At 73.6% G+C, this 19955-nt stretch carries 18 protein-coding genes; 15 read left to right on the top strand and 3 right to left on the bottom strand.

All coding sequences use genetic code 11. The annotated features are described in order from the left end of the window. The 5 genes from glmS to tsaE all read left to right on the top strand — a co-directional run. On the top strand, nucleotides 1-1194 hold a 1194-nt coding region (gene glmS, locus ACIRBX_RS30215), incomplete at its 5' end, for a glutamine--fructose-6-phosphate transaminase (isomerizing) (RefSeq protein ID WP_402301710.1). A gap of 122 nt (nucleotides 1195-1316) precedes the next feature. Beyond that, complete coding sequence (locus ACIRBX_RS30210) at nucleotides 1317-2732, top strand: NAD(P)H-hydrate dehydratase (protein WP_402301707.1); 1416 nt, start codon at nucleotides 1317-1319, stop codon at nucleotides 2730-2732. Nucleotides 2733-2983: 251 nt separating this feature from the next. Further along, nucleotides 2984-4165 carry an alanine racemase gene (gene alr / locus ACIRBX_RS30205; protein ID WP_402301706.1) on the top strand — a complete coding sequence of 394 codons (1182 nt, stop codon included), beginning with the start codon at nucleotides 2984-2986 and terminating at the stop codon, nucleotides 4163-4165. Further along, a complete protein-coding gene (locus ACIRBX_RS30200; RefSeq protein WP_402301703.1) occupies nucleotides 4162-5244 on the top strand; it encodes an alpha/beta fold hydrolase in 1083 nt (360 codons plus the stop codon). Before alr ends, ACIRBX_RS30200 begins: the two co-directional genes overlap by 4 nt. A gap of 32 nt (nucleotides 5245-5276) precedes the next feature. Then, nucleotides 5277-5744 (top strand): tRNA (adenosine(37)-N6)-threonylcarbamoyltransferase complex ATPase subunit type 1 TsaE, encoded by a 468-nt coding sequence (gene tsaE, locus ACIRBX_RS30195; protein WP_402301732.1) that lies wholly within the window; start codon nucleotides 5277-5279, stop codon nucleotides 5742-5744. A gap of 292 nt (nucleotides 5745-6036) precedes the next feature. Here tsaE and ACIRBX_RS30190 read toward each other — a convergent pair whose 3' ends face one another. Continuing rightward, on the bottom strand, nucleotides 6037-6606 hold the full coding sequence (locus tag ACIRBX_RS30190) for a hypothetical protein (RefSeq protein WP_402301702.1): 570 nt from the start codon (nucleotides 6604-6606) through the stop codon (nucleotides 6037-6039). A 669-nt stretch (nucleotides 6607-7275) separates the two neighbouring features. Between ACIRBX_RS30190 and tsaB the strand changes: the two genes are divergently transcribed. From tsaB to ACIRBX_RS30170, 4 genes are read left to right on the top strand one after another with little or no spacing between them, the layout of a single operon-like run. Beyond that, nucleotides 7276-7923, top strand: coding sequence for a tRNA (adenosine(37)-N6)-threonylcarbamoyltransferase complex dimerization subunit type 1 TsaB (gene tsaB, locus ACIRBX_RS30185; RefSeq protein ID WP_402301700.1), 648 nt, complete (start codon nucleotides 7276-7278; stop codon nucleotides 7921-7923). After that, nucleotides 7920-8390 carry a ribosomal protein S18-alanine N-acetyltransferase gene (gene rimI / locus ACIRBX_RS30180; RefSeq protein WP_402301698.1) on the top strand — a complete coding sequence of 157 codons (471 nt, stop codon included), beginning with the start codon at nucleotides 7920-7922 and terminating at the stop codon, nucleotides 8388-8390. Before tsaB ends, rimI begins: the two co-directional genes overlap by 4 nt. A gap of 38 nt (nucleotides 8391-8428) precedes the next feature. After that, the gene (gene tsaD, locus ACIRBX_RS30175; RefSeq protein ID WP_402301696.1) at nucleotides 8429-9520 is read left to right on the top strand and encodes a tRNA (adenosine(37)-N6)-threonylcarbamoyltransferase complex transferase subunit TsaD; all 1092 of its coding nucleotides are present in this window, start codon (nucleotides 8429-8431) and stop codon (nucleotides 9518-9520) included. A gap of 52 nt (nucleotides 9521-9572) precedes the next feature. Next, nucleotides 9573-10433, top strand: coding sequence for a polysaccharide deacetylase family protein (locus ACIRBX_RS30170; protein ID WP_402301694.1), 861 nt, complete (start codon nucleotides 9573-9575; stop codon nucleotides 10431-10433). Nucleotides 10434-10437: 4 nt separating this feature from the next. Here the strand turns inward: ACIRBX_RS30170 and ACIRBX_RS30165 are convergent, their stop codons facing one another. Then, entirely contained in the window at nucleotides 10438-11607 is a 1170-nt protein-coding gene (locus ACIRBX_RS30165; RefSeq protein WP_402301692.1) for a methyltransferase domain-containing protein, read from the bottom strand. A 493-nt stretch (nucleotides 11608-12100) separates the two neighbouring features. On the opposite strand from ACIRBX_RS30165, the gene groES reads away from it, so the two are divergent. The 3 genes from groES (at nucleotide 12101) to ACIRBX_RS30150 (ending at nucleotide 15720) form a co-directional block, all read left to right on the top strand. After that, nucleotides 12101-12406, top strand: a complete 306-nt coding sequence (gene groES, locus ACIRBX_RS30160) for a co-chaperone GroES (RefSeq protein ID WP_057231242.1) — start codon at nucleotides 12101-12103, stop codon at nucleotides 12404-12406. A gap of 96 nt (nucleotides 12407-12502) precedes the next feature. Next, complete coding sequence (gene groL / locus ACIRBX_RS30155) at nucleotides 12503-14125, top strand: chaperonin GroEL (protein WP_402301688.1); 1623 nt, start codon at nucleotides 12503-12505, stop codon at nucleotides 14123-14125. A 593-nt stretch (nucleotides 14126-14718) separates the two neighbouring features. Then, nucleotides 14719-15720 (top strand): LysR family transcriptional regulator, encoded by a 1002-nt coding sequence (locus ACIRBX_RS30150; RefSeq protein WP_402301686.1) that lies wholly within the window; start codon nucleotides 14719-14721, stop codon nucleotides 15718-15720. Between the two features lie 86 nt (nucleotides 15721-15806). On the opposite strand, the gene ACIRBX_RS30145 is transcribed toward ACIRBX_RS30150, so the two are convergent. Beyond that, nucleotides 15807-16133: a WhiB family transcriptional regulator gene (locus ACIRBX_RS30145; protein ID WP_402301684.1), complete on the bottom strand. Its 327-nt coding sequence runs from the start codon at nucleotides 16131-16133 to the stop codon at nucleotides 15807-15809. 540 nt (nucleotides 16134-16673) lie between these two features. Here ACIRBX_RS30145 and ACIRBX_RS30140 point away from each other — a divergent pair. The 3 genes from ACIRBX_RS30140 to guaB all read left to right on the top strand — a co-directional run bounded on the left by ACIRBX_RS30140 (nucleotide 16674) and on the right by guaB (nucleotide 19891). Further along, nucleotides 16674-17285, top strand: a complete 612-nt coding sequence (locus ACIRBX_RS30140; RefSeq protein ID WP_014136228.1) for a response regulator transcription factor — start codon at nucleotides 16674-16676, stop codon at nucleotides 17283-17285. Nucleotides 17286-17473: 188 nt separating this feature from the next. Then, complete coding sequence (gene shbA, locus ACIRBX_RS30135; RefSeq protein WP_402301681.1) at nucleotides 17474-18124, top strand: RNA polymerase sigma factor ShbA; 651 nt, start codon at nucleotides 17474-17476, stop codon at nucleotides 18122-18124. A gap of 264 nt (nucleotides 18125-18388) precedes the next feature. Then, on the top strand, nucleotides 18389-19891 hold the full coding sequence (gene guaB / locus ACIRBX_RS30130; protein WP_402301679.1) for an IMP dehydrogenase: 1503 nt from the start codon (nucleotides 18389-18391) through the stop codon (nucleotides 19889-19891). Nucleotides 19892-19955 lie beyond the last annotated feature (64 nt).

The raw sequence follows: 19955 nt of genomic DNA, 5'->3' as shown, positions 1-19955 counted from the left end.
GCTGACGGGGTGTCGGTGACGGGGTTCGACGGTGCGCCGGGGGTGGTGCGGGAGTACCACGTGGACTGGGACGCGTCGGCGGCGGAGAAGGGGGGGTACGACCACTTCATGCTGAAGGAGATCGCGGAGCAGCCGAAGGCGGTGGCGGACACCCTGCTGGGGCGGATCGGGGTGGACGGGCAGCTGACGCTGGATGAGCTGCGGTTGGCGGACGCGGACTTGCGGTCGGTGGAGAAGGTGGTGATCGTCGCCTGCGGGACGGCGTACCACGCGGGGGCGATCGCGAAGTACGCGATCGAGCACTGGACGCGGCTGCCGTGCGAGGTGGAGGTGGCGTCGGAGTTCCGTTACCGGGATCCGATCGTGGACGAGCGGACGCTGGTGGTGGCGATCTCCCAGTCGGGGGAGACGATGGACACCCTGATGGCGCTGCGGCACGCGCGGGAGCAGGGTGCGAAGGTGCTGGCGATCTGCAACACCAACGGCTCGACGATCCCCCGGGAGTCGGACGCGGTGCTGTACACGCACGCGGGGCCCGAGGTGGCGGTGGCCTCGACCAAGGCCTTCCTGACCCAGCTGGTCGCCTGCTACCTGGTGGCGCTGTACCTGGGGCAGGTGCGCGGCACCAAGTGGGGGGACGAGGTGCTGGCGGTGATCGAGGAGCTGCAGGACGCGCCCCGGCAGGTCGAGCAGGTGCTGCGGACCATGGAGCCGGTGCGGGAGCTGGCGCGGTCGCTGGCGGACGCCCGGGCGGTGCTGTTCCTGGGGCGGCACGTGGGGTACCCGGTGGCGCTGGAGGGGGCGTTGAAGCTCAAGGAGCTGGCGTACATGCACGCCGAGGGCTTCGCGGCGGGCGAGTTGAAGCACGGGCCGATCGCGCTGATCGAGGACGGCCTGCCGGTCGTGGTGGTGGCGCCGTCGCCGCGCGGGCGCTCGGTGCTGCACGACAAGATCGTCTCCAACATCCAGGAGATCCGGGCCCGCGGCGCCCGCACCATCGTGATCGCCGAGGAGGACGACCAGGAGGTCGTCCCGTACGCCGACCACCTGATCCGCATCCCGGCGACCTCGGTGCTGCTCCAGCCGCTGGTGGCCACCGTCCCGCTCCAGGTCTTCGCCTGCGAGCTGGCCACCGCCAAGGGCCACGAGGTCGACCAACCCCGCAACCTCGCCAAGTCGGTGACGGTCGAGTAGCGCCGATCGGGCCACCACCCCGCCGGCCGGGTCGGCGGGGTGGTGGCCCGGAGCGGTCGTGGTGCGCGGTCCCAGGGCGTAGCGTCGTCCGTGGTCATCGGCGAAGGCTGGGAGGACGGGCAATGCGCAGCGCTCACACGGTCGGTCAGGTCCGGGCGGCGGAGGGCGAGTTGATGGCCCGGCTGCCCGAGGGGACGTTGATGGGGCGGGCCGCGTACGGGCTGGCGGCGGTCTGCGCGCGGCTGCTCGGGCGGGTGTACGGGGCCCGGGTGCTGGTGCTGGCGGGGAGCGGGGACAACGGCGGGGACGCGCTGTACGCGGGGGCGCTGCTGGCGCGGCGCGGGGCCTCGGTGCGGGCGCTGCTGCTGAGCCCGGAGCGGGTGCACACGGGCGGGCTGGCGGCGCTGCGGGCGGCCGGCGGGGTGGTGACGGCGGATCAGGCGGAGTACGGGACGGCCGATCTGGTGCTGGACGGGATCGTCGGGATCGGCGGCCGGGGCGGGCTGCGGCCGGACGCGGCCCGGCTGGCGGGGGCGGCGCGGCGCGGGACGCTGGTGGCGGTGGACCTGCCGAGCGGGGTGGACGCGGACACCGGGGAGGTGGCGGGCGCCGCGCTGCGGGCGGACGTGACGGTCTGCTTCGGCACGTACAAGCCGGGGCTGCTGGTCGACCCGGGTGCCTCGTACGCGGGGGTGCTGCACCTGGTGGAGATCGGGCTGAGCCTGCCGCCGGCCGGGCTGACGGCGCTTCAGGACGCGGACGTGGCGGCGCTGCTGCCGGTGCCCGGGGCGGAGAGCGACAAGTACCGGCGCGGGGTGGTCGGCGTGGCGGCCGGGTCGGAGCAGTACCCGGGAGCGGCGGTGCTGGCGGTGGCCGGGGCGCTGCGCGGCGGGGCGGGGGCGGTGCGGTACGCCGGGTCGGCGGCGGCCGAGGTGGTGCGGCGGCACCCGGAGGTGCTGGTGAGCACCGGGACGCTGGCGGCGGCCGGGCGGGTGCAGGCCTGGGTGGTCGGGCCGGGCGGCGGGGCCGGGGCGGGGGAGCGGCTGGACCAGGCGCTGGCCGGCCCGGTGCCGGTGGTGGTGGACGCGGACGCCCTGACCGAGCTGGCCCGGCGCGGGCCGCAGCACGGCGGGCCGCCGCTGGTGCTCACCCCGCACGCCGGGGAGGCGGCCCGGCTGCTGACGGAGGGTGGGGAGCCGCCCGCCGCCGAGGAGTTGTCGGCCGCCCGGCTGCGCACCGCCCGGCGGCTGGCCGAGCGGTACGGGGCGGTGGTGCTGCTGAAGGGCTCGACCACGGTGGTCGCGCAGCCGGACGGCCGGGCCCGGGTGAACCCCACCGGCACCTCCTGGCTGGCCACGGCGGGCAGCGGCGACGTGCTGGCCGGTCTGCTCGGCTCGCTGCTGGCGGCCGGGCTGAGCCCGTTCGACGCCGCCTCGGTGGCGGCCTACCGGCACGGTCTGGCGGGCCGGCGGGCGGCGGCGCAGGGCACGCCGATCACCGCGGGCGAGGTCGCGGCCCACCTGGCGGTCGTTGCCTAGGGACGGCCGCCCCGGTCCGGCCGATGCCGCCGTCGCCGGGCCGTGCCGGCCACTCGCCCGCCCCGGCCGGAGGGGCCGTTCGGCGGCGCCCGCCCGTGCGGCGCGGGGGAGTGGGACAGAGGTCCAGACCTCTTGGCGGACCCGTCCGGGCACCCCTCGACTGCCTGCGGGACGGAACCGGAGCTTCCGCCCGCCGCGTCGCAGAGGCGTATGCACCGGGGGGCTCGGGCGGGATGGGAGACTGGTAGGCGATGACGACTGCGAACACGACCGGGACGGCCCTGCTCACCGACGGGGTCCGCGCCGAGGCGACCATCGACCTGGCCGCCCTGCGCGCGAACCTCGACACCCTGCGCACCCGCACCGCCGGCCCCGAGTTGATGGCCGTGGTGAAGGCCGACGCCTACGGCCACGGTGCGCTGCGGTGCGCCCGCGAGGCCGTCGCGGCCGGTGCCCGCTGGCTGGGCACCGCCACGCCGGAGGAGGCGCTGGCGCTGCGCGCGGCGGGGATCACCGCCGCGCAGGCCCGCATCCTGTGCTGGCTCTGGATCCCGGGCGGCCCGTGGGCCGAGGCGCTCCGGGCCGAGCTCGACGTCTCGGTCAGCGGGCAGTGGGCGCTGGACGAACTGCTGGCCGCCGTCCGGGAGACCGGCATCCCGGCCCGGGTGCACCTGAAGGCCGACACCGGCCTGGGCCGCAACGGCTGCCAGCCGCACGACTGGCCCGAGCTGGTGGCGAACGCCCGCCGGGCCGAGGCCGAGGGCCTGCTGACGGTGGTCGGCATCTGGTCGCACTTCGCGGCGGCCGACGAGCCCGGCCATCCTTCGATCCGGCTCCAGCTGGACGCCTTCGCGCATGCGCTGGCGCACGCCGAGCGGGCCGGCCTGCGCCCGGAGGTGCGGCACCTGGCCAACTCCCCGGCCACCCTGCTGCTCCCGGAGTCGCACTACGACCTGGTCCGGCCCGGCCTGGCGATGTACGGGCTCTCGCCGGTGCCCGAGGTGGGCTCCCCGGCGGACTTCGGGCTGCGCCCGGTGATGGCGCTGACCGCGCGGCTCGCCCTGGTGAAGGACGTCCCGGGCGGACACGGCGTCAGTTACGGCCACCACTACACGACTCCGGGCCCGTCCACCCTGGGCCTGGTGCCGGTCGGCTACGCGGACGGCATCCCCCGGCACGCGAGCGGCACCGGCCCGGTGCAGGTCGGCGGCAAGTGGTACACGGTGGCCGGCCGGGTGGCGATGGACCAGTTCGTCATCGACCTCGGCGGCGACCACGCCCGGGCCGGGGACGAGGTGCTGGTGTTCGGCAACGGCGCGCACGGCGAGCCGACCGCCGAGGACTGGGGCCGGGCGGCCGGCACCATCGCGTACGAGATCATCACCCGGATCGGTGCCCGGGTACCGCGCCGCTACCTGGGGGCTTCGGCGTGACCGAGGCCAAGGGGGTCGGCCGGACGGCCGGACTGATCGGCATCTCGGTCGGCCTGCTGGCCGCCGGGGCGGCGGCCGGGGTCGCGGTCGAGCGGCTCACCGTCGGCCGGGCCACCCGGCGCCGGGCCCGCGAGGAGCTGGACGCGTCGGCCCCGTACGGGTCGCTGCGCGGCCGGAGCGTGCCGGTGACGGCCGAGGACGGCACGCTGCTGCACGTCGAGGTGGACGGTGACGAATCCGCCCCGCTGACCGTGGTGTTCAGCCACGGCTACTGCCTGAGCCAGGACAGCTGGCACTTCCAGCGCGCCGCGCTGCGCGACCGGGCCCGGCTGGTCTTCTGGGACCAGCGCAGCCACGGCCGCTCCGAGCGCTCCCGCAGCTACCTGGCGGGCGAGCCCGCGAGCATCGACCAGCTCGGCGCGGACCTGAGGTCGGTGCTGGCCGCGGTGGTGCCCGAAGGGCCGGTGGTGCTGGTCGGGCACTCGATGGGCGGCATGACGGTGATGGCGCTGGCCGACCGGCACCCCGAGCTGTTCGGCCCCCGGGTGGTCGGCGTCGCGCTGGTCGGCACGCTGGCCAGCGGCTGGGACGAGGTGACCCTCGGGCTGCCCGCCTTCGGCTCCCGGCTGGTGAAGCGGATGGCGCCCGGCGTGGTCCGGCTGATGGGCCGTCAGGCCGCACTGGTGGAGGCCACCCGGCGGTTCGGCTCGGAGGTGACGGCGGTGTTCTACCGGCGGTACTCCTTCGGCGGGAAGGACGTGGACCCGGGCGTGGTCCGGTTCGCCGAGCAGCTGCTGGAGGCCACCCACTTCGACGTGGTCGCCGAGTTCTACCCGGCCTTCAGCGGGATGGACAAGGTGGCCGCGCTGCGGACGATGGCCGGGCTGCCCGCGCTGGTGCTGGCCGGCACGAAGGACCTGCTGACCCCGGCCGAGTACAGCGAGGCGATCGCCGCCGAGCTGCCCGGCTGCGAACTCGTGCTGGTGCCGGACGCCGGGCACCTGGTGATGCTGGAGCGGCCCGAGCTGGTGAACCGTCACCTGACGGACCTGCTGGCCGCCGTAGGAGAGAAGGAGTGACTTCGGTGATCACGGTGGACACGCCGGAGCGGATGAACCGGCTCGGCAAGGCACTGGCCGGGCTGCTGCGCCCGGGCGACCTGGTGATGCTCTCGGGCGAGCTGGGCGCGGGCAAGACCACCCTCACCCGGGGCCTGGGCGAGGGCCTCGGGGTGCGCGGCGCGGTCACCTCGCCGACCTTCGTGATCGCCCGGGTGCACCCGCCGCTGGGGGCCGGCCCGGCCCTGGTGCACGTCGACGCCTACCGGCTGGGCGGCGGTCTGGACGAGATGGAGGACCTCGACCTGGACGTCTCGCTGCCCGAGTCGGTGGTGGTGGTCGAGTGGGGTGAGGGCAAGGTCGAGCGGTTGACGGACGACCGGCTGGAGGTCCGGATCGAACGGGCGATCGGGGCCGACGGTGCGGACGCCGAGGACGACGCCGACCCCCGGCAGGTCCGGCTGACCGGCATCGGCGAGCGCTGGGCCGGGGTCGACCTGGCGGCGCTGGCCGAGGTCTGACGCCCGGAGTTTCCCGACGGGCTGTCGGCAAGCGGTTGTGGGCGGGTGCGCCGGTGTGGTGGGATGGTCCCGGTAGTTAGGTGTGCCTAACCAGGGAGACACATCATGACGAGCACCACGCCCACCACCCCGCAGGCTCCCAGCCCGATGCGGGCCCTGCTCGCCGCGTGCGCCGCCGCGAAGGCGGTCTCCACGCCGCCCCCGCCGAAGCCCGCCACGCGCTGAGCGGCTGACCCCGGGTCAGGGGCGGCTCCGGTTCGGGGCTGACGCCTGATCAGGAGATGACGCCGGATCAGGGGATGACCACGACCTTCGTTCCGTTCGGGGCGAAGTCCCAGAGGCTCTGGCTGTCCGCCCGGCTCGACCGGATGCCGCCGGTCTTGGCCTTCGGGTCGGCCGGCGGCGAGGCCGAGGCCCCGTCCACCGCCGCGCTGAAGCCGAACACCACACCGCTCTGCTGGGCGAAGCGCACCACGTGCTCGATCTGGGCGCCGTCGGTGCCGGTGGCGGTCGCGGACCGGCTGTAGACCGTGTAGCTGCCCGGCGCCGGCTCGGCGGTGCCCGGCGTCACGGCGAAGGCCGCCTGCAGCGGGGTCGGCTTCTTCGGGTCCACCAGCCAGACCCAGTGGCTGCCGGCCGAGTACACCACCCGGCGGCCGGTGCCCGAACCGCTCGGCAGCGGCGGCACCGTGACGGTCGGTGAGGCGGACGGGCTCGGCGCGGCGGAGCTCGCCGGGGCGGTGACGGACGGCTTGGCGACCGGCGTCCGGGAGGCCGCCCCGTTCGCCTGGAACGCCAGCAGCCCGACGGCCGCCAACGCCGCCACGGTCAGACCGGTGACCACCACTCCAGGACGCGACACGTCGGCTCCCGCCAGACTCGAAGGGTTTCGGGCTACCCGGCCATCGTGCCAGTTCCGGCGGAGCCGCACGGTCAGCACCACGCAGGGTGGGCCGGCGCGTGCGGAAGCCTGTTCGGGGGAGCGGGTGCGAGCCAGGCTCCGCCGGGGACTCCGGCGCGAACGGAACTCTGTCGGGGACTCGGGTGCGAGCAGGACCATCCGGGGGCCCAGGGGCGCGAGGAACTGCGCGCGGCGGGAGGGGGCGGCCCGTGTGCCGGGGGCGGAGGCTCACTTGCAATTGGCTGTCCGTACCCGGCAGCGGGCCCGGGTCTTCCGCCGCGCGCAGTTCCCCGCGCCCCTGAACGCCCTTCGGGCGTTCGCGGTGTGGTGGGGTCCTTCCGGGCGTTCGGGGTGCGCGGAACGCTGCGGGCGGCGGGAGGGGGCGGCCCGTGTGCCGGGGGCGGAGGTTCACTTGCAATTGGCTGTCCGTACCCGGCAGCGGGCCCGGGTCTTCCGCCGCGCGCAGTTCCCCGCGCCCCTGAACGCCCTCCGGGCGATCACGGTGAGCTCGTTCGCGGTGGGGTGGGGCCCTCCGGGCTTTCGTGGTGCGGTGGGGTCCTTCCGGGCGTTCGGGGTGCGCGGAACGCTGCGGGCGTTCGTGGTGGTGCGGGACCCCTTAACCTAGGGGGCGTGCTGCTGCTTGCCTTTGACACCGCGACCCCTGCCGTCACCGCCGCCGTCCACGACGGGGAGCGGGTCCTCGCCGAGGCCCACCAGGTGGACGCCCGCCGGCACGGTGAGCTGCTGCTCCCGTCGATCGACCGGGTGCTGCGGGACGCCGGGGTGGACAAGCACGCGCTGACCGGCATCGCCGTCGGCGTCGGCCCGGGCCCGTACACCGGCCTGCGGGTCGGCCTCGTCACCGCTGCGACGCTCGGCCACGCACTCGGCCTGCCGATCCACGGCGTCTGCACCCTGGACGCCATCGCGCACCAGGCCGAGAACGACGGCGCCCCGTTCACGGTGGCCACCGACGCCCGCCGCAAGGAGGTCTACTGGGCCTCGTACGACGGCGAGAAGCGCCGCACCGAGGGCCCGGACGTCGGCCGCCCGGCGGATCTGACGCCGCAGAAGGTGGCGTTCGGGGCCGGTGCGCTGCTCTACCCCGAGAGCTTCCCGGAGGCGGTCGCGCCCGAGCACGTCTCGGCCGGCGCGCTGGCCGACTTCGCCGTCAAGGAGCTGGCGGCCGGCCGCGAGCTGCTGCCGAACGTGCCGCTGTACCTGCGTCGCCCGGACGCCCAGGTGCCGGCCGGCTACAAGGCGGTGCTCCCGGCATGAGCGCGCGGCTGCGGCCGATGCGCTGGTGGGACATCGAGCCGGTGATGGAGCTGGAGCACCGGCTGTTCCCCGAGGACGCCTGGTCGGACGGGATGTTCTGGTCCGAGCTGGCGGACACCGGCCCGGAGGGCACCCGGCACTACACGGTGGCCGAGCTGGACGGCGCGCTGGTCGGCTACGCCGGCCTGATGGCGAACGGCGTCGAGGGCGACGTGCAGACCATCGCGGTGGCCCCGGGTCACCAGGGCGCCGGGCTGGGTGCCCGGCTGCTCACCGACCTGATCGAGGAGTCCGGCCGGCGCGGCTGCTCCGAACTGCTGCTGGAGGTCCGGGTGGACAACCTCGGTGCCCAGCGGCTGTACGAGCGGCACGGCTTCCAGCCGGTCGGCATCCGACGCGGCTACTACCAGCCCGCCAACGTGGACGCGCTGGTGATGCGCCTCGACGACCCGGGCGCCGACCGCTAGCCCAGCTCGTCCCTCCCACAACCGGAAAGAGCGGCACCATGGCTGACGAACCGTTGGTCCTCGGCATCGAGACCTCCTGCGACGAGACCGGCGTCGGGATCGTCCGGGGCACCACCCTGCTGGCCGACGCGGTGGCCTCCAGCGTCAACGACCACGCCCGGTTCGGCGGCGTGGTCCCGGAGATCGCCAGCCGGGCGCACCTGGAGGCGATGGTCCCGACCATCCAGCGCGCGCTGGACACCGCCGGGATCAAGGGCACCGACCTGGACGGCATCGCTGTCACCGCCGGGCCCGGCCTGGCCGGCGCGCTGCTGGTCGGCGTCTCGGCCGCGAAGGCCTTCGCCTGGGCGCTCGACAAGCCGCTGTACGGGGTGAACCACCTGGCCTCGCACATCTGCGTCGACCAGTTGGAGCACGGCCGGCTGCCGCAGCCCACGATGGCGCTGCTGGTCTCCGGCGGGCACTCCTCGCTGCTGCTCAGCGAGGACATCACCACCGACGTCCGCCCGCTCGGCTCGACCATCGACGACGCGGCCGGCGAGGCCTTCGACAAGGTGGCCCGGGTGCTCGGCCTGGGCTTCCCCGGCGGCCCGGTGGTGGACCGCCGGGCCCGCGAGGGCGATCCGCAGGCGATCCGCTTCCCGCGCGGGCTGAGCGGCCCCAAGGACCCGGAGTACGACTTCTCGTTCTCCGGCCTGAAGACCGCGGTGGCCCGCTGGGTGGAGGCGAAGCGGCGGGCCGGCGAGGAGGTGCCGGTGGCCGACGTGGCCGCGTCCTTCCAGGAGGCGGTGACGGACGTGCTGACCCGCAAGGCGGTCAAGGCCTGCAAGGACCAGGGCGTCGACCACCTGATGATCGGCGGCGGGGTGGCCGCCAACTCGCGGCTGCGCGAGATGGCGCAGCAGCGCTGCGACAAGGCGGGCATCGTGCTCCGGGTGCCGCGTCCGGGCCTGTGCACCGACAACGGCGCGATGGTGGCCGCGCTCGGCGCCGAGATGGTCTGGCGCGACCGGGCGCCCTCCTCGCTCGGCCTGTCGGCCGACTCCTCGCTGCCGGTGACCGAGGTCTCCGTCCCGCACGCCGACCCGCACGCCGATCTGCACGCGGCGGCACACGAAGCACTGCGGTGATCCCGGTAGTGTTCCTGGGAGTCCGCTGGGAGCGCTGACGACGGGGAGCACGGTGAAGAGGACGTACGGGGCTGCGGTACTGGGGCTGCTGCTGGTGGCCGGGTGCGGCGCGGAGGCGGCCACCCAGCCGACGCCCGCGCCCCCGGCGTCGACCGGGCCCTCGCCGCAGGTGACGGGGAGTCAGCCGGCCGCGAGCGGCAGCCCGGTGGCCACCGCCGACGCGGCCTGGGCCAAGTGGGGCCTGAAGCCGCTGCCGGCCGCTCCGCCGGCCCCGGCCGACAAACCGGTGAAGCTGACCGCGAGCGGCCCGGTGCCGGTCTTCTCCGAGGTGCCGACCACGGACCGGGTGGTCTTCGTGACCATCGACGACGGGGCCGAGAAGGACCCGAAGTTCGTCGAGATGATGCGCGACCTCAAGGTGCCGTTCTCGATGTTCCTGACCAAGAACATCGTCAAGGACGACTACGGCTACTTCAAGCCGCTCCAGGAGCTGGGCAACCAGATCCACAACCACACCACCGACCACGCCCAGCTGAGCAAGGTCTCGCCGGAGAAGCAGAAGGCCGAGGTCTGCGACGCGCAGGCCGCGCTCACCCAGCAGTACGGCAAGGCCCCGCTGCTGTTCCGCCCGCCGTACGGGGACGGCGCGCACACCCCGCAGCTCAACTCCTCGGTGCAGCAGTGCGGTCCGCGCGCGATCGTGCTCTGGCGCGAGTCGATGCAGATCCACGACATGCAGTACCAGGCCGCCGACAAGAAGCTGAAGCCCGGCGACATCGTGCTGGCGCACTTCCGGGGCCCGAAGGACCTCAAGGGCGAGACGATGACCGAGATGTTCGCCGAACTGCTGCGCCGGATCGGGGAGCAGGGCTTCGCGGTGGCCCGCCTGGAGGACTACCTCCAGGCGCCGTGAGCGGTCAGGCGGCGGGCTGACCCAGCATCATCAGCGGGCCGCCGTCGGTGCGGGCCAGGATGACGGTGAGCTCGTTCGGACCGCTGGGCTTGAGCTGCCTGCGGAGCTCCTCGGGGGTGACGGAGACGCCGCGCTTCTTGATCACCACGGTGCCGACCCGGCGCTCCTTCAGCAGCGCCTTCAGCTTCTTGGCGTTGTAGGGCAGCACGTCGGTGAGCTCGTACGCCTGGGCGTAGGGGGTGGGGAGCAGGCGGTCGGAGGTGACGTAGGCGATCTTCGGGTCGATCAGCCGGCCCTCGACCTGCTGGGCCACCTCGGCCACCTGGTGCGCCCGGATCACCGCGCCGTCCGGCTCGTAGAGGTACCGGCCGACCGGGCCGGTTGCCGGGTCCGGGAGGTGACCGCCCGTCAGCGAGTGCGGGCCGGGGAGCAGGGTGGCCCGGTGCGGGGCGGTGGCGTTCGTCCCGAACCAGAGGACGGCCTCCTTCACCTCGCCGTGGTCGGACACCCACTCGGCCTCGGCGCCGTCCGGCACCAGCTCGTGCGGGATGCCCGGGGCCACCTTCAGCGCTCCGAACGGGGTGCGGCGGGCCGCCTCGACGGCCCAGGAGAGCGGCGGCGAGTACGCCTCCGGATCGAACACCCGGCCCCGGTCGGTCCGGCGGGCCGGGTCGGTGAAGACCGCGTCGTACCCGGTGACGTCGACCTCGGTGACGTCGGCCTCGCGGACCTCGATCAGTTCGGTGAGGCCGAGGGCGGCGGCGTTGGCGGCGGCGACGGCGCAGGTCAGCGGGTCGCGGTCGACGGCCAGCACGTGCACGCCGGCCCGGGCGAGGGCGATCGCGTCGCCGCCGATCCCGCAGCAGAGGTCGGCGAGGCGGCGGACGCCGAGCGCGGCGAAGCGCTCGGCGCGCCAGTCGGCGACGCTGCGGCGGGTGGCCTGTTCGACTCCGTCGGGGGTGAAGTACATGGCGTCCGCGTCCGGGCCGAACTTCGCCCGGGCCCGCTGGCGCAGGCGCGCCTGCCCGATCGCGGCGGTCACCAGCGGGGCGGGGTGCGACTTCCGCAGCCGGGTCGCGACGGCCAGCTCCTCGCCGGGCTTGAACTCCCGCAACTCGGCCAGCAGGGCCTGTCCCTGATCGGTCAGCAGGTCGTTGAACGCGTCGATCTCCACGGGGCCATTCTCCCGTGCTCGGTGAGCGGGCGCGTTCGGCGGGGCGCGGGGGACGCTTGCGGTGGGATTGCACCGGTGGCCCCGATGGGTGCCTGCGGCGGGGCGGGGGCCGGCCACGCTGGGGGGCGCGTGGGACTGCACGCGGCGGGAGGAGTGCGCCGGGTGTCGGGTGCGGGCGCTCACTTGCAGGTGGTTCTCCGTACCCGGCGCACGGGTCTCCCCCTGGCGATCCGCGCAGTTCCCCGCGCCCCTGTCGGCCCTGCGGGCCTCCGGCGGAGCCGCCCCGCCGGAGCGGCGCGGGCCGCACGGCCGCCACGCGGCGTTGGCACTCTGGTTGACTGAGTGCTAACCGCCGCCTATGGTCGTCCTTGGCACTCCCCACCGGGTGAGTGCTAACGCGATGGAAGCGTGTCCGACCCCCGCGACGGCGGGCACGTGCACATCGCCACCTACCTGTAGAACAACCCCGTAATCTCCGAAGGGGAGCTCGGACGTGACCGCCAGCAGCAAGGTTGCCATCAAGCCGCTCGAGGACCGCATCGTGGTCCAGCCGCTCGACGCCGAGACCACCACGGCCTCCGGCCTGGTTATCCCGGACACCGCCAAGGAGAAGCCCCAGGAGGGCGTCGTCCTGGCCGTCGGCCCGGGTCGCTTCGAGGATGGCCAGCGCCTTCCCCTCGATGTCGCGGTCGGCGACATCGTCCTGTACTCGAAGTACGGCGGCACCGAGGTGAAGTACCAGGGCGAGGAGTACCTCGTCCTCTCGGCCCGCGACGTTCTCGCCATCATCGAGAAGTAAGTCGTTCCAGCCCGCCCCGGTCACTCGTCGTCAGACGGCGGCCGGGGCGCGGTTGTTGGCTCCCGCAGTCAGTAGATCCCCAGAGGAAACGGAACCATGGCGAAGATCCTGCAGTTCGACGAGGACGCCCGCCGCTCGCTCGAGCGCGGTGTCAACAAGCTGGCCGACACGGTGAAGGTGACCATCGGCCCCAAGGGCCGCAACGTCGTCATCGACAAGAAGTTCGGCGCCCCGACCATCACCAACGACGGCGTCACCATCGCCCGTGAGGTCGAGCTGGACGACCCGTACGAGAACCTCGGCGCGCAGCTGGTCAAGGAGGTGGCCACCAAGACCAACGACGTCGCGGGTGACGGCACCACCACCGCCACCGTGCTGGCCCAGGCGCTCGTCAACGAGGGTCTGCGCAACGTCGCCGCCGGTGCCGGCCCGGCCGCCCTGAAGAAGGGCATCGACAAGGCCGTCGCCGCCGTCTCCGAGCACCTGCTCTCCGTCGCCCGCGAGATCGAGGGCAAGGAGGACGTGGCCGCCGTCGCGTCCCTGTCCGCCCAGGACCAGCAGGTCGGCGACCTGATCGCCGAGGCGATCGACAAGGTCGGCAAGGACGGCGTCATCACCGTCGAGGAGTCGAACACCTTCGGCGTGGAGCTGGACTTCACCGAGGGCATGCAGTTCGACAAGGGCTACCTGTCGCCGTACTTCGTCACCGACGCGGAGCGTCAGGAGGCGGTCCTCGAGGACCCGTACATCCTGATCAACCAGGGCAAGATCTCCTCCATCCAGGAGCTGCTCCCGCTGCTGGAGAAGATCCTGCAGGGCGGCGCCTCCAAGCCGCTGCTGATCATCGCTGAGGACGTGGACGGCGAGGCGCTCTCCACCCTGGTGGTCAACAAGATCCGCGGCACCTTCAACGCCGTCGCGGTGAAGGCCCCCGGCTTCGGCGACCGCCGCAAGGCGATCCTCGGTGACCTGGCTACCCTGACCGGTGCCACCGTCATCTCCGAGGAGGTCGGCCTCAAGCTCGACCAGGCCGGCCTGGACGTGCTGGGCACCGCCCGCCGCGTCACCATCACCAAGGACGACACCACGGTCGTCGACGGCGCCGGTGACACCGACGCCGTGGCGGGCCGCGTCGCCCAGATCAAGGCCGAGATCGCCAACACCGACTCGGACTGGGACCGCGAGAAGCTCCAGGAGCGCCTGGCCAAGCTGGCCGGTGGCGTCTGCGTGATCAAGGTCGGCGCCGCCACCGAGGTCGAGCTCAAGGAGCGCAAGCACCGCCTGGAGGACGCCATCTCCGCGACCCGCGCCGCGGTCGAGGAGGGCATCGTCGCCGGTGGTGGCGCCTCGCTGGTGCACGCCGCCAAGGTCCTGGAGGGTGGCCTCGGCCTCTCCGGCGACGAGGCGACCGGTGTCGCGGTGGTCCGCAAGGCGCTCGCCGAGCCGCTGCGCTGGATCGCCCAGAACGCGGGCCTCGAGGGCTACGTCATCACCCACAAGGTCGCCGAGCTGGAGGCCGGTCACGGCTACAACGCGGCCACCGGTGAGTACGGCGACCTGCTGAAGGCCGGCGTCATCGACCCGGTCAAGGTCACCCGCTCCGCCCTGGAGAACGCCGCCTCCATCGCCTCCCTGCTGCTCACCACCGAGACCCTCGTGGTGGAGAAGCCGGCCGAGGAGGAGCCCGCCGCGCACGGCGGCCACGGGCACTCCCACTGACACACCGTCAGCCCGCCCGGAGGCCCGGTTCCCCCCACACGGGAGGAGCCGGGCCTCCGGCGTTCCCGACCGTCGGACCGCCCTCGGACCGCTCTTCGGACCGCCCTCGGACCGCCCGGAGGGCGGTTGGGGGCGCGAGGAACTGCGCGAAGGGGAACGCAGCGACTCGTGTGCCGGGTGCGGACGTTCACGTGCAAGTGGTTCTCCGTACCCGGCAGACGGGTCTGTGTCTTCCTTCTCGCGCAGTTCCCCGCGCCCCTATCGGCCCTCCGGGCCGCTCTCCGGGTCGTCCTGGGGCCTCCTTCGGGCCGCCCTTGGCCCGCCCGGAGGGCGGTCAGGGGCGCGAGGAACTGCGCGAAGGGGGACGCGACGACTCGTGTGCCGGGTGCGGATGTTCACGTGCAGGTGGTTCTCCGTACCCGGCAGACGGGTCTGTGTCTTCCGTCTCGCGCAGTTCCCCGCGCCCCTGTCGGCCCTCCGGGCCTCCGGGCCCGGAGCGCGGGGCTTGGCGGGCCTCCGGGTGCGGAGCGCGGGCCTGGCGTGGTCACCTGGGCAGTTGGGCGTTTGCCCAAAGGATCGCTTATAACGGAGACATGATCGAGGCCCGCCACCTGCGCGTCCTGCGCGCCGTCGCCCGCACCGGCTCCTTCTCCGCCGCCGCCCGGGAGCTGGGCTGCACCCAGCCCGCCGTCAGCCAGCAGATGAAGGCGCTGGAGAAGTCGGTGGACACCCCGCTGGTGGTGCGCTCCGGCAAGGGGATGCAGCTGAGCGAGGCCGGCCAGGTGCTGCTGAAGCACGCCAACGGGATCCTCTCCGGCCTGTCCGCCGCCGAGGAGGAGGTCGCCGCGATCGCCGGGCTGCGGGCCGGCCGGGTGCGCCTGGTGTCGTTCCCGACGGCCAGTTCCACCCTGGTGCCGCCGGCCGTCGCCCGTCTGCGGGGCGCCCGTCCGGGGGTGCGCGTGTCGCTGGTGGAGGCCGAGCCGCCGGAGTCGTTGGCGATGCTGCGCGGCGGGGAGTGCGAGGTGGCGCTGGCGTTCCGGTACCCGGACTCGCAGGGGGTGACCTCGGTGCCGGCCCCGCACGTGACGGCCCGTCAGGCGCGGGCGGAGGCCACCCTGGAGGCGGCGGCCAGCCAGGCGGCCAGCGACTGGTCGGACCTGGTGGTGCGTCCGCTGCTGGACGACCCGCTGGTGGGCCTGCTCCCGGCCGGCCACCCGCTGGCGGACCGGGATGAGAGCAGGCCGGTGGAGCTGGCCGAGCTGGCGGGGGAGCAGTGGATCGCGGGCTGCCCGCAGTGCCGGGGGCACCTGGTGGAGCTCTGTGCGGGGGCCGGCTTCGAGCCCCGGATCGACTTCGCCACCGACGACTACCCGGCGGTGGTCGGCCTGGTGGCGGCCGGGCTGGGGGTGGCGGTGCTGCCGGGGCTGGCCCTGGAGGCGGCCCGGCACGAGGGGCTGGCGACGGTGCCGGTGCGGGCCGCCTCGGGGGCGGCGGCGGTGCGTCAGGTGGTCGCGCTGACCCTGCCGGACCTGGCCGAGGTGCCGGCCGTGGCGCTGATGCTGGACCAGCTCGCCGGTGCTGCCGCCGCCCGCTGACCCCGTCGGACATCCAGGGGCGGGGACTGGTGCCCCAGCGCCTCGAAGAAACGTTTCTGCGACTACTGCGACGGGGTGACGCGCCGTCAGTGCCGGAGGCCGGCCGGCATGGTGAGCGGTACCTCGACCAGCCGGTTGCGCGAGCGCCCCATCAGCTCCTCGCGCTCGTCCTCGGTCAGTCCGCCCCAGACGCCGTACGGCTCGCGGACCGCCATCGCGTGGGCCGCGCACTGGGTCCGTACGGGGCACCGCATGCAGACCTCCTTGGCGCTGGCCTCGCGGGAGCTGCGGGCGGCTCCGCGCTCGCCCTCCGGGTGGAAGAACAGCGAGCTGTCCACGCCGCGGCAGGCGGCGGCGAGCTGCCAGTCCCAGAGGTCCGCGTTCGGGCCGGGGAGGCGGGAGAAGTCGGCCATGGCACTTGTTCCCTTCATGGACTGCTGGGGGTGGTGTCCCGGTCCGCCCGGCTGCTCTGCCCGGACCCGATATGGACACCTGGAAATATGACTTACGGCAAGCACTGGGACAAGTCACTCACAGCGGTGCACAACAGTCAATGACCCCACAGAAGCTATAAAAACGGACAAATGGGGGCATGGGGTTTGGCACGTGTCGGCGCGCCGATCGGGTGGCTCCGGGCGCGCGGGGGATGCTCGGAAGGCGCCGGTGGTGCGCGGCAAGCGCGTGAGCAGCACGAAAGTGCGGCGTGTGCACCGCGATGCGGCTGATCGGTAACGGGTCGGCCACGTACAGTGGTGGAGATGGCCCTGAAGGCCGTAACTCATTCGAGTGACGGTCGTTGGAAGTGCGGAGGCGGTTAGCGGGCGCTGGGCGTCGGGAACGATCGCGGGAGACCGCGGGGCGACCGAAGTCCTTCGCCATTCGGCCGTGTCGGAGAGATTCGTACCAGCCAGGAGGCTCAACGTGACGCGGATCAGCTGCGGAGGACGACGGTCATGACATCCGTACTCGTCTGCGACGATTCCCCGCTCGCCCGGGAGGCGCTTCGCCGCGCGGTGGCGACGGTCCCCGGGGTCGACCGGGTGACCACGGCGACGAACGGTGAGGAGGTCCTCCGCCGCTGGGTGGCCGACCGCTCCGATCTCGTCCTGATGGATGTCCGGATGCCCGGCCTGGGCGGGGTGGAGACGGTCCGACGGCTGCTCTCGGCCGACCCGGGCGCGCGCATCATCATGCTCACCGTGGCCGAGGACCTGGACGGGGTCGCGCTCGCGGTCGCCGCCGGGGCGCGCGGCTACCTGCACAAGGACGCCTCGCGCGCCGAGCTGCGGGCCACCGTCACCCAGGCGCTGGCCGACCCGACCTGGCGGCTCGCCCCGCGTCGGCTGCGCAGCCCGGACATGGGGGCCGCACCGACCCTGACGGCCCGTGAGATCCAGGTGCTGGAGGGCATGAGCCACGGCCGGAGCAACGCGGAGATCGGCCGCGAGCTGTTCCTGTCCGAGGACACGGTGAAGACGCACGCCAGGCGCCTGTTCAAGAAGCTCGGCGCCTCGGACCGCGCGCACGCGGTGGCCCTCGGCTTCCGCTGGGGCCTGGTCCGCTGACCGGCCCGCGCCGGCCGACGCTCGCTCAGACGTATGGCGTTACGGTCCCGAGGCTGCACCATGGAGCAGTGGAGCACCTCGGGGACCAGCGGGCGGAGGCGGGGGCGGTGGGGGCGACGCATAACGTTCCGATGCACAACTCCGGAGGCGGTGCCGCGTTCTCCGGGTCGACCAGGCACCATGGACCGATGCGCGACGACGACGCTCCCACGGCCGGTGGCCCACCCGGCGCCCCGGCCGAGGCACCGGCCGTCGCGGCGTCGGCGGTCGAGCTCGGTGAGCTGGTGGCCGCCGCCGTGCGCGGTGAGGGGCCGGCCATCGAGGCCCTGCTCGCGTACGTCCACCCGCTGGCGCTCCGCTACTGCCGGGGCCGGCTGCTCCGGCTCCCCGGCGGGGCCCGGCACCACGTGGACGATGTGGCCCAGGAGGTCTGCGTCGCGGTGCTCTGCGCGCTTCCCCGGTACAAGGACGAGGGCCGGCCGTTCGAGGCCTTCGTCTACGGGATCGCCGCGCACAAGGTGGCCGACCTCCAGCGGGCCGCGATGCGCGGCCCCGGGTCGACCGTGATCCCGCCCGGCGACCTGCCGGAGCTGCCGGACGACGCGCTCGGCCCGGAGGAGCGGGCGCTGCTCAGCAGCGACGCGGCCTGGGCCAAGGAGCTGCTCTCCAACCTGCCGGCCCGCCAGCGCGAGCTGGTGCTGCTGCGGGTGGCGGCCGGGCTCTCGGCGGAGGAGACCGGGGAGGTGCTCGGCATGTCGCCGGGGGCCGTCCGGGTCGCCCAGCACCGGGCGCTCAGCCGGCTGCGGGCGCTGGCCGAACTGGCGGACGAGAGCTCCTGACGGCCGCCGGAAGGGATGCGGTCCGCGCGGTGTTGTCAAGGGGGCGCGAGTTCGGCATACCGGTTGCCAGTACCATGGGGTATCGGCGCCTGGGCAGGTCGCCAAAGTTTCGCGGGTGTGGGCGAGGTTCCCTCGGAGGTTCCTCCAAAGCCTCGGGTGTCTTGGCGGTCCTGAGCTAGTGCCGGTTCGAGAGCAGCGTGCTCCCCCGGACCCTCAGCGGGGAGCGCGGGATCAGACGACGGCCGCCATGGAAGGTCCCCACTCATGTCTTACAACGCCGCAGGCGTACCCGAGAAGTTCGCCATGCTCGGTCTCACCTACGACGACGTCCTGCTGCTGCCCGGGGCCTCCGAGGTGATGCCGAACCAGGTGGACACCTCCTCCCGGGTCTCCCGCAACGTCCGGGTCAACATCCCCCTGCTCTCCGCCGCGATGGACAAGGTCACCGAGTCCCGGATGGCGATCGCGATGGCCCGTCAGGGCGGCGTCGGCGTGCTGCACCGCAACCTCTCGGTCGAGGACCAGGTCAACCAGGTCGACCTGGTGAAGCGCTCCGAGTCCGGCATGGTCACCGACCCGATCACGGTCGGCCCGGAGACCACGCTGGCCGAGGCGGACGCGCTCTGCGCGAAGTTCCGCATCTCGGGCGTGCCGATCGCGGACGAGACGGGCAAGCTGCTCGGCATCGTCACCAACCGCGACATGGCCTTCGAGTCGGACCGCAGCCGCAAGGTCCGCGAGATCATGACCCCGATGCCGCTGATCACCGGCAAGGTCGGCATCAGCGGGACGGACGCGATGGCGCTGCTCCGCCGGCACAAGATCGAGAAGCTGCCGCTGGTCGACGACGAGGGCCGGATCAAGGGCCTCATCACCGTCAAGGACTTCGTCAAGGCCGAGCAGTACCCGAACGCCGCCAAGGACTCCGAGGGCCGGCTGCTGGTCGGTGCGGCCGTGGGCGCCTCCTCCGAGGCCTTCGACCGGGCGCAGGCACTGGTCGGCGCGGGCGTGGACTTCCTGGTGGTGGACACCTCGCACGGGCACAGCCACAACGCGCTGTCCTGGATCTCGAAGATCAAGTCGGCGGTGGGCGTCGACGTGGTCGGCGGCAACGTCGCCACCCGGGACGGTGCCCAGGCGCTGATCGACGCGGGCGTGGACGGCGTCAAGGTCGGCGTGGGCCCGGGCTCGATCTGCACCACCCGCGTGGTGGCCGGCATCGGCGTCCCGCAGGTCACGGCGATCTACGAGGCCGCGCTGGCCTGTCAGGCGGCCGGCGTGCCGGTGATCGGCGACGGCGGCCTGCAGTACTCCGGTGACATCGGCAAGGCGCTGGCGGCCGGTGCCGACACCGTGATGCTCGGCTCGCTGCTGGCGGGCTGCGAGGAGTCGCCGGGCGAGCTGCTCTTCATCAACGGCAAGCAGTTCAAGTCCTACCGCGGCATGGGCTCGCTGGGTGCGATGCAGTCGCGCGGCCAGGCCAAGTCCTTCTCCAAGGACCGCTACTTCCAGGCCGACGTCTCCTCCGACGAGAAGCTGATCGCCGAGGGCATCGAGGGCCAGGTGCCGTACCGGGGCCCGCTCTCCGCCGTGCTGTTCCAGCTGGTCGGCGGCCTGCGGCAGACCATGGGCTACGTCGGCGCGGCGACCGTGGCCGAGATGGAGTCCAAGGGCCGGTTCGTCCGGATCACCTCGGCGGGCCTCAAGGAGAGCCACCCGCACGACATCCAGATGACCGTCGAGGCGCCGAACTACCACGGCCGCTGACGGTCCCTCCGACGTACGGCAGGTCAGCGCGGCCCCGGGGGCGCGAGGGACTGCGCGCAGGGTG

The organism is Kitasatospora sp. NPDC096147 (assembly GCF_044763225.1).
Lineage (GTDB): Bacteria > Actinomycetota > Actinomycetes > Streptomycetales > Streptomycetaceae > Kitasatospora.
Note: the sequence above shows the minus strand (reverse complement) of the source record. Positions and strands in the feature narration are given on the sequence as shown.